The 7,164-nt window shown below is 66.7% G+C and carries 6 protein-coding genes; 2 read left to right on the top strand and 4 right to left on the bottom strand.

The window, feature by feature from the left end; translation table 11 throughout:
• Window positions 1-552: 552 nt before the first annotated feature.
• Window positions 553-1,089 (bottom strand): DUF6058 family natural product biosynthesis protein, encoded by a 537-nt coding sequence (locus AB0C84_RS44880; protein ID WP_361078763.1) that lies wholly within the window; start codon window positions 1,087-1,089, stop codon window positions 553-555.
• Between the two features lie 245 nt (window positions 1,090-1,334).
• Between AB0C84_RS44880 and AB0C84_RS44875 the strand changes: the two genes are divergently transcribed.
• A complete protein-coding gene (locus tag AB0C84_RS44875) occupies window positions 1,335-1,724 on the top strand; it encodes a leucine zipper domain-containing protein (RefSeq protein ID WP_361078766.1) in 390 nt (129 codons plus the stop codon).
• 505 nt (window positions 1,725-2,229) lie between these two features.
• Here the strand turns inward: AB0C84_RS44875 and AB0C84_RS44870 are convergent.
• Together AB0C84_RS44870 and AB0C84_RS44865 are read right to left on the bottom strand one after the other, a co-directional pair.
• Window positions 2,230-2,694, bottom strand: coding sequence for a hypothetical protein (locus tag AB0C84_RS44870; protein WP_361078760.1), 465 nt, complete (start codon window positions 2,692-2,694; stop codon window positions 2,230-2,232).
• A gap of 61 nt (window positions 2,695-2,755) precedes the next feature.
• Complete coding sequence (locus tag AB0C84_RS44865; RefSeq protein ID WP_361078758.1) at window positions 2,756-3,766, bottom strand: hypothetical protein; 1,011 nt, start codon at window positions 3,764-3,766, stop codon at window positions 2,756-2,758.
• A gap of 984 nt (window positions 3,767-4,750) precedes the next feature.
• On the opposite strand from AB0C84_RS44865, the gene AB0C84_RS44860 reads away from it, so the two are divergent.
• A complete protein-coding gene (locus tag AB0C84_RS44860; protein WP_361078755.1) occupies window positions 4,751-5,542 on the top strand; it encodes an SDR family oxidoreductase in 792 nt (263 codons plus the stop codon).
• A 688-nt stretch (window positions 5,543-6,230) separates the two neighbouring features.
• Here AB0C84_RS44860 and AB0C84_RS44855 read toward each other — a convergent pair.
• Window positions 6,231-6,515, bottom strand: coding sequence for a hypothetical protein (locus AB0C84_RS44855; RefSeq protein WP_361078752.1), 285 nt, complete (start codon window positions 6,513-6,515; stop codon window positions 6,231-6,233).
• Window positions 6,516-7,164 lie beyond the last annotated feature (649 nt).

Here is a 7,164-nt window from a genome sequence, read left to right as displayed (position 1 = left end):
TCTTGGTCGATGAACCATCTACCGGAGACCTCACTGCGTCCGGCTCACAACACGCCGACACTCACCCCCACTCCGAATCACGCCCTAACTGCCGTTATTCAGGCAGTCTTCACTCTCCACAATTCGCGTGCGGGTCGGGGGTTGTTGGTCGCGGGTGTATGGCGTAGATGACGTCGCTGCGGCGGCGCGCCCGGTGGATTAGGGCGGCGTTGTGCTTCGTGCCCTGGGGTCGCTTGCGGTCGTAGTTGTCATCCTTGCTCAGTGGCCGGAGAGGGGGGCGAACGCGCTACGAACAAGGTGCGTTTGAGTGCCTGTAGCTCCCCTGGGCGGGTTCGCCCTGAATGAAGGATCCGCAGCGGCTGGAGGGCATCGTAGTCAACGCCGCAGCGCCTGGCGCGCGTAGACATCACCCGCACGAACGGCCAACGATCATGCGCACCGCCGCGCAGGCGCCGCCGTAAGCGCTCCGGCTCGCCACCCTGGACGCCGCGCTCCTCCGCTGAGATCCGACGGCAATGGCCATCACCGCCCCCCAGGCAAGGCTGGCGAAGGTCAAGCGGCGCGCGGGTGGCGGGCACGGACGGCGTTGATGCAGCGATCCCGCGACACCGGGCCGGCAAACCTCAGCCGGTCGTAGGCGGTGAACGGCGGCTCCAGCGCGTCGAGTTCGTCGACCAGCGCGTGCAGCCGGCGTGTCCAAGCCGGTGTCCCGGCGTCCGGTTCGCCCGGGGCCGCCTCGATCGCGGTGACCAGGGTGCCCTTGCGCTGGATGTTGTGGGGCGTCACCGACCGCAGGCATACGAACTGCCCGTCCAGGTAGGCGCCCCATTCCTCCTTGGCGGCGGCCTGGTCCTCCCAGTGCTCGAGGAACCAGCCCTCCAGCGCCTCGACGCCTCCGGCCCGGTCAGCGAGGCCGAACAGATCCGCCGGCACCATCTCCGCGTCGTCGGAGCGCAAGTAGGAGGGCAGAGGCAGCCTGCCCTCTAGCACCAGCCGCCGCACCTGTCCGGGGTCGCGGCCGGTGGCGCGGCACAACTCCTCCAGATCGGTGAACCAGGCGGTGACATAGGCGTCGTCGTCGGCGGTCATCGGGTGGTCGCCGTTGACTTCCCGGAACCGCGCGGCCAGCAGCGCCCGTCTCCGCGCCGACAGTGCTAAGAGAACCGCTGACGGCGATGGCGTTGACGATGGGAGCACTCTTGGTCATGAGTGGTCTCCTTTGTGTGGCGCCCGTGCTGGATGCGCGGGACGCGCTGATGCGGGGATGACCGTGCCGCTCCGAACACACCCTGCAACAGGCGGCTAGATCGAAATCTGACGGTGACCGTTGACACCTGGGTCTGCGCCGACCACGGAGATCACTCATATCGACTCCCGGCCCCCAACTCGACCGCCCCACTCCTCGGCTGGACCGGGAGGCCAAGCGCCGCCTGACGGTCATCCGCCACGTCGATCAGGTCACCGGCAGCGTTGCGATGACGTGGCGGTATGTCGGGATCAGCTGGCAGGCGTACTCCGTCTGGTCTCGCCGCTACCAGGCCGAGAGCACCGAGGGCCTGCACACCCGTTCCAAGCGGCCCAAGACCAGCCCAAACGCCACACATATCGAAATGCTGCGGAGTCGTTCGGTGCTACTACAGCGGCGGTGCTGGGCAGGTTCGTTCAAGGCGCCGGACTGCTGGGCCAGCACACTGGTCGATGATGACCCGGCTCTACCGGCGTAAGAGCACCGCAGACCCACTCAGGAGGCACCCACGGCGCCGCACGGTGATGACCAGGCTGCCCGGCCTGCCCGCCAGGGGATCCAGGCGCGGCTGAGGACGTCTCAGCGCCGCGCGCCGAGAACGGCGCCGAGGCCAGTGGCGGGTACGGCGGTGTGGTGGTGCTGCTGTGCCCCGGCGACCAGGCCATCGCTGAACCGGACGCTGAACCGGACGCTGAACCGGACGCTGAACCGGACGCCGGACCGGTCGTCGGGTCCGGCGGGGGCGAGTTGGTGGCGGTGGCGGTAGCCGAGGCCGCGCCAGCGAGGTGAGCGCCCTCGAAGCGCGGCTCGGCCGCCAACTCTCCGCTGGCGCGCTGCATGGCGACAATCGGTGCGCCGCGCTTCTGGGGGCACGATCACGCGACAGTCCGAGTTTGAAGTCCTGATCTGCTACTCGTGCACGTAGGTCCTCCGTGCACCGTTCCAAGTTTCATACCTACTGTTGTGTGCCAGTTCCTGGAGGGTTAGGCATTGTGAGGCACGGCGGCGCGCAGCCGCTGCCGGTTCAGCCTTCTGGCAAGCAGAATCGCTTGCCCCTGCTTGGCATAGCGGTGCCTGCGCACTTCGGAGAAGCGTTGAGGATCCAGCGCACTGATCACTGGGACCTCAGTCACAGGGCTGGGGGTTGCTCCGTCGGTCAGCAAGGGATGCAGGGTGTAGCTTCCATACCCGGCCTCGGTAACGAGGTTTGCTTCACGTAGTGCCCTGATCGCTGTGTTGACCTGCTGCTTGGCGCCAGCCCCAGCGGCGACCAGTTCGTTCTGCGACAACTTCGCAACGCCGGTTTCCGGGTCATGATGGTCGATCAGCATCATCAGCACGCGCAAGGCCGTGGGCGTCAAGTCCACTCTGGCGAGCAAGGACAAGGCACCACGGGGGAATACGACCGGCTGGTCCGTCGGGAACTCAGGCTCGTGGGTGGACATCATCGGCTCCTTCGACGGAGACGGCCCGGGGTCACCTTGTGACCCCGGGCCGCGCCGCAGATCGTCATGACGCTTGCCGGCGGGCCCGCCGGAGGGTCGATTTGACCGTGTTTGGGGATTCATTGAATCCAAGGGACTCCAACAGTTTACGCACTTGTCCTGGAGTGGCACCCGGTCCAATAGATTCTGCGGCCAGACGTACGCGGCCAGCAGCGGACCGCTCCGCGCGCATCCGCCGTCCCAGCTGGGCGGCGGCCGTGTCTTCAGTCGACCCGGTGATCTGCCTGACGGATTGGGCAGGGCGTGGTTGTGATGTGGTGTCCTGGACCCCTGACCGGGGCGGGGTCCACTCCAGAGCCTCGACCATGCTGGTCGTCATCGTCGCGGTCGAAGAGGTACCCGGGGGGCTGGAACTGATCACTGCGACGCCCCGTGTCGGGCCGACGTCGAACAGTTCGCCTTGAGTGTCATCCCGCTGAACACCGGCTTCACTCTCGACTATCTGGTCGTCGAGGATGGTGAACCGGGCGCGGCGCGCGGTCCTGGCTTCGGCGACTCTGGCGGCTTCCCGTGCGGCCCGCCAGGCTTTAGGATAGTCGCGGTCAGGTATATGGCAGATTAGACCGCCGGTTGCGCGAAGCCATTCCTCTTGGAGCAACTCTTGCTCGGACGAGACGCCGCGGAAGGTGAGCCACGGATTCAGTTGATATAGGCCGTTGCGGACCTTGCGGAGCCATCCGATGTCGGCGAAGTAGCGCATGGCCAGAGCGATGTGTCCATGCGCGATTCCGAAGTCGTTGTTGAGTTGGGCTTGGGTTATCTCAACGTATCCGGTGCGTTTGCCGGATTGGCGGGCTACCAGGGCGTTCCAGGTCTGGTGCCAGACACCTGGCATTTTCGCGCTGCCGAGGAGCTCGTGCATGAGGGCGGCGTCCAGTACGTAGCCGGCGATGTTGGTGCTGCCGTAGAACTCAAAGCCGCGAGTACGGTGGATGGTGATGCGGTCGGTGCCGTCACGGTCACGGCGGACCACCAGGTGATGCCCTGGCGGAACGTTGAGGTCATTGCGTCGCATCGGACTCCCGGCCGCGAACGGTGGCGATTAAGGTCAAAACCTTAGAGCACGAAGTGTGGTCTCACAAGCAAGACCGCTTTCGAAGCGATCTCATTTGGCGAGTCGACGGCGACGGACCTCCGATGGCACTTAAAGGTTGCAACAGATTCAGCTGGCAGCCCTCGCCAGTAGAGGGATGGCTACAGCTCAGCCAGCAGCCGACGGAGACTTCGGGTAGGGGGCGTCTGGCCGCCATCGACCAGCTACGTCGGCTGCCGTCAACAGACGCCAGAGTAAGCGAGATGTCGCGCACATCGGTCATCACGTGGTGTGCCGAGCCCGGTCAAACGCGATCGATCAGACCGGCCGGTTACGGAGTCCTCGTCCGTGCGGGCGTGTGAGCTGTCGAGAACCGCTTTGGATCGCTCCACCATGGGCGTGCCGGATCCCGCGGCCAGTGCAGCGCCTCTCCCGCCTGGTGCTTGCGGGACGGCGCGGCTCAGCCGACGACTCCAACCTCTGGGCGAGTGGCTCACCGCCTGAGTAGTCTCCCTAGCCTCGAGAGCAGGTGGGCACGCCGACCCGGTATAGGCCTTCAAGCTCTGGCGTTCGGGGACCAGGCCCAGCTGCTCGCCGATTCTGGCGAGCGCCGGGCGCCAAGTTCCTTGCCCTCGCTGGAGCGCCGAGGCCCAGACGCGTTGCCGGCCGGTCCGGGGCAACGAGTGGGGCGCTGCGAGCGCTCAAGAGCTTGGCTGCCACTGGCGAGGCAGACCGCAAGCACGAGGACAGCGCGAGTGTCGCGTCCGGCCAGCCCAGTAGACCGGTAACCAGGAAGACCGGGAAGCGTCTCGTGCAGTAGAGGCAGCATGCGGGACGCCGGAAGCCACGACCGATTCCTTTGCATCCCCCGCATGGTCGGTAGGTGTGACGCAAGGGTGTGCTCGGCTCAAGCGCCGTCTTCATCTCAGCGAGGCCGTCTATGCGAGACAACAACCAGGAGTAACAGTGCTGCTAGAAAACAAGAACGCGATCGTCTACGGAGCGAGCGGAGCCATCGGCAGCGCGGTGGCTCAAGCTTTCGCCGGGGAGGGAGCGCGGGTCTTCCTCGCCGGGCGTTCTAGTGCCGGTCTGGAGAAGACCGCCGAAAAGATCCAGGCCGCGGGTGGGGTCACCGATGTCGCCACCGTGGACGTATTGGACGCGGAAGCTGTCCAGGCCCACGCCAGCGCAGTTGCCCAGAGCGCCGGTTCCCTCGACATCTCATTCAACGCCGTCAGCCTGCCTCAGACGGGGATTCAAGGCATCCCGTTCGTGTCCCTGCCACTCGAAAACTTCGACCTTCCCATGGCCACCTATCCCAAGGCCAACTTCCTGACCGCTCGAGCCGCCGCCCACCACATGACCGACCAGGGATCCGGCGTGATCTTGACCATCACCGCGAGCCCCTCACGGACCGCAGTCCCCTTCATGGGTGGTATGGCACCGGCATGGGCGGCGATTGAGGCGTTGTCCCGGGGACTGGCCGCCGAACTCGGGCCTCACGGCGTTCGGGTCGTCTGCCTGAACGCGGCCGGGATGCCCGAAACGCCCCAGCTCGCAGAGGTGTACGGGCTCCACGCCGACGCTCACGGCATCCCTCGCGACGCATTCCATGCCCGCATGGCAGACCGGACACTGCGCAAGCAGCTGCCTACCGTCGCTGAGATCGCCAACGTAGCCGCCTTTGTCGCCTCGGACCGGGCCGCCGCTATGACCGGAGCAATCGCCAACCTCAGCGGTGGCATGATCGCTGACTGATAGAGACGAGGTACACGAGCACCTTCCGCCAACCGTCACTCGGCTGGGCTTGCGGCCCCTCACTAGGGAGTTCACGTCAAGCTTGGGAGGTGCTCGTGTCGCATTCACCCGATGTGGCACGGCAGATGCAGGAGAAAGGCCCCGAGTATGGCCAAAAATGGCGAACGCCATCGCTGCCCTGAGGGACTCGATCAGGCCCCTGCTCAGGACACCGCCGAAAACTTCGGCGAGCTGTTGCAGATGCTCACCGAAGCCGGCGACGACCCCGCCGAGCCGATCCCCCGTCGCCATCGAGACCCCTCGCGGCCTGCTGGTGCCCGCGCTGCGGGGCACAGGCCGTCGCAGCTACATCAATCCAATGGCCGTGGCCCGCTACCGGGAACGCCACACGCTCTCCGCACGAAGTCCGACCATGTCGACACGATGATGCTCGCCAACATCCTGCGCACCGACGCCCACGCGCACCGGCCGCTGCCCGACGACACCCACCTCGCTCACGCCATCCCGGTCCTGGCCCGTGCCCAACAGGACTCCACCTAGCGGCGCACCAGGGCCTCCAACGATATGCGGTCACTGCTGCGCGAGTACTGCCCGACCTTCCTGGACGCCTTCGCCGGGCGCACAACCAACCTGGCCGGCCGCGACGCCCGCGCCGTCCTGGCCTCGCCCTGACACCGGCGGCCGCCGGTCAGCTCTCGCGCGCTCGCACCGCCACAGCGCTGCGTCCCGGGGACGACACCGCGAGAACGACGCGCTTGCTCAACGGCTCCACCAGGCGCTGCGCAAGCCCCAACTCCACCAGCCACCCCCCGCTGGTCGAACAGGCGAAGGGAAAGCAGGCCCGCGCACTGCTGGCCGTCCTAAACACCCAATGCGAGAACGTGTACGGGCTGATCGAGAGGTCGACCGGCGGCGAGAGAACGTCGACCGCCTCGGCGAAGCCGTCGCACAGGCTTTCGCCTCCTGGCTCCATTCGCTAGATCGTATGGTGGCCGCCAGCATCAGCGTGACCGGCTCTACGGGAACGCGCGCTCGATCAGCTCGGCGACCTCTCGCTGCCCGGCCCGAAAGTAGCGGCCAGCGGTGTTGAGGTCGGCGTGGCCGAGAAGGTATTGCACCTGCCAAGGGTCTGCGCCCCGACGCGCACGCTCACCGGCCACTGCCCGACGACACCGACTCGGCCCCCGCTCAGTTGCGGTGCTGGCCCGGGCCCACCAGGACGCCATCTGGCGGCGGACTCGGGCGTCCAACATGTTACGGTCGCTGCTGCGCGAGAACTTCCCGGCTTCCTGGCCGCGTTCGCGGGCGACCGCTCCACCAACCTGGCCGGGCGCGACGAAGGCACGGCGTCGCCCGAGCGTGTGACCACCCCAACGTCGGGTTGTCCGGCCTAGTCACCTTTTGCGGCTCCGGTGAAGGACTGATGGGCGCGCACGATGGTGGAGGTGACACTGACGGTCCGTCCGCCGCCGGCTCGACTAACGCAAAGGCTGCTCATCGGCACCGCGCCTAGGCGGTGTTTTCACAGTCCCGGCCCACTTCGCTCGCCTGGCGGCTCGCTACGTGACCTGGCCTGGGCGAACGCGGCATCGCTTCGCGATCTGCCCGGCTCCGCTCGCCTC

Source organism: Actinomadura sp. NPDC048955, assembly GCF_040649435.1.
GTDB lineage: Bacteria > Actinomycetota > Actinomycetes > Streptosporangiales > Streptosporangiaceae > Spirillospora > Spirillospora luteofluorescens.
This window is presented reverse-complemented; position numbering and strand designations above follow the sequence as displayed.

Bases quoted from the DNA above. Each gene is read 5' to 3' on its own strand.
- AB0C84_RS44880 (WP_361078763.1), bottom strand. From the start codon at position 1,089: ATGACCGCCGACGACGACGCCTATGTCACCGCCTGGTTCACCGATCTG.
- AB0C84_RS44870 (WP_361078760.1), bottom strand. From the start codon at position 2,694: ATGATGTCCACCCACGAGCCTGAGTTCCCGACGGACCAGCCGGTCGTA.
- AB0C84_RS44865 (WP_361078758.1), bottom strand. From the start codon at position 3,766: ATGCGACGCAATGACCTCAACGTTCCGCCAGGGCATCACCTGGTGGTC.
- AB0C84_RS44855 (WP_361078752.1), bottom strand. From the start codon at position 6,515: ATGGAGCCAGGAGGCGAAAGCCTGTGCGACGGCTTCGCCGAGGCGGTC.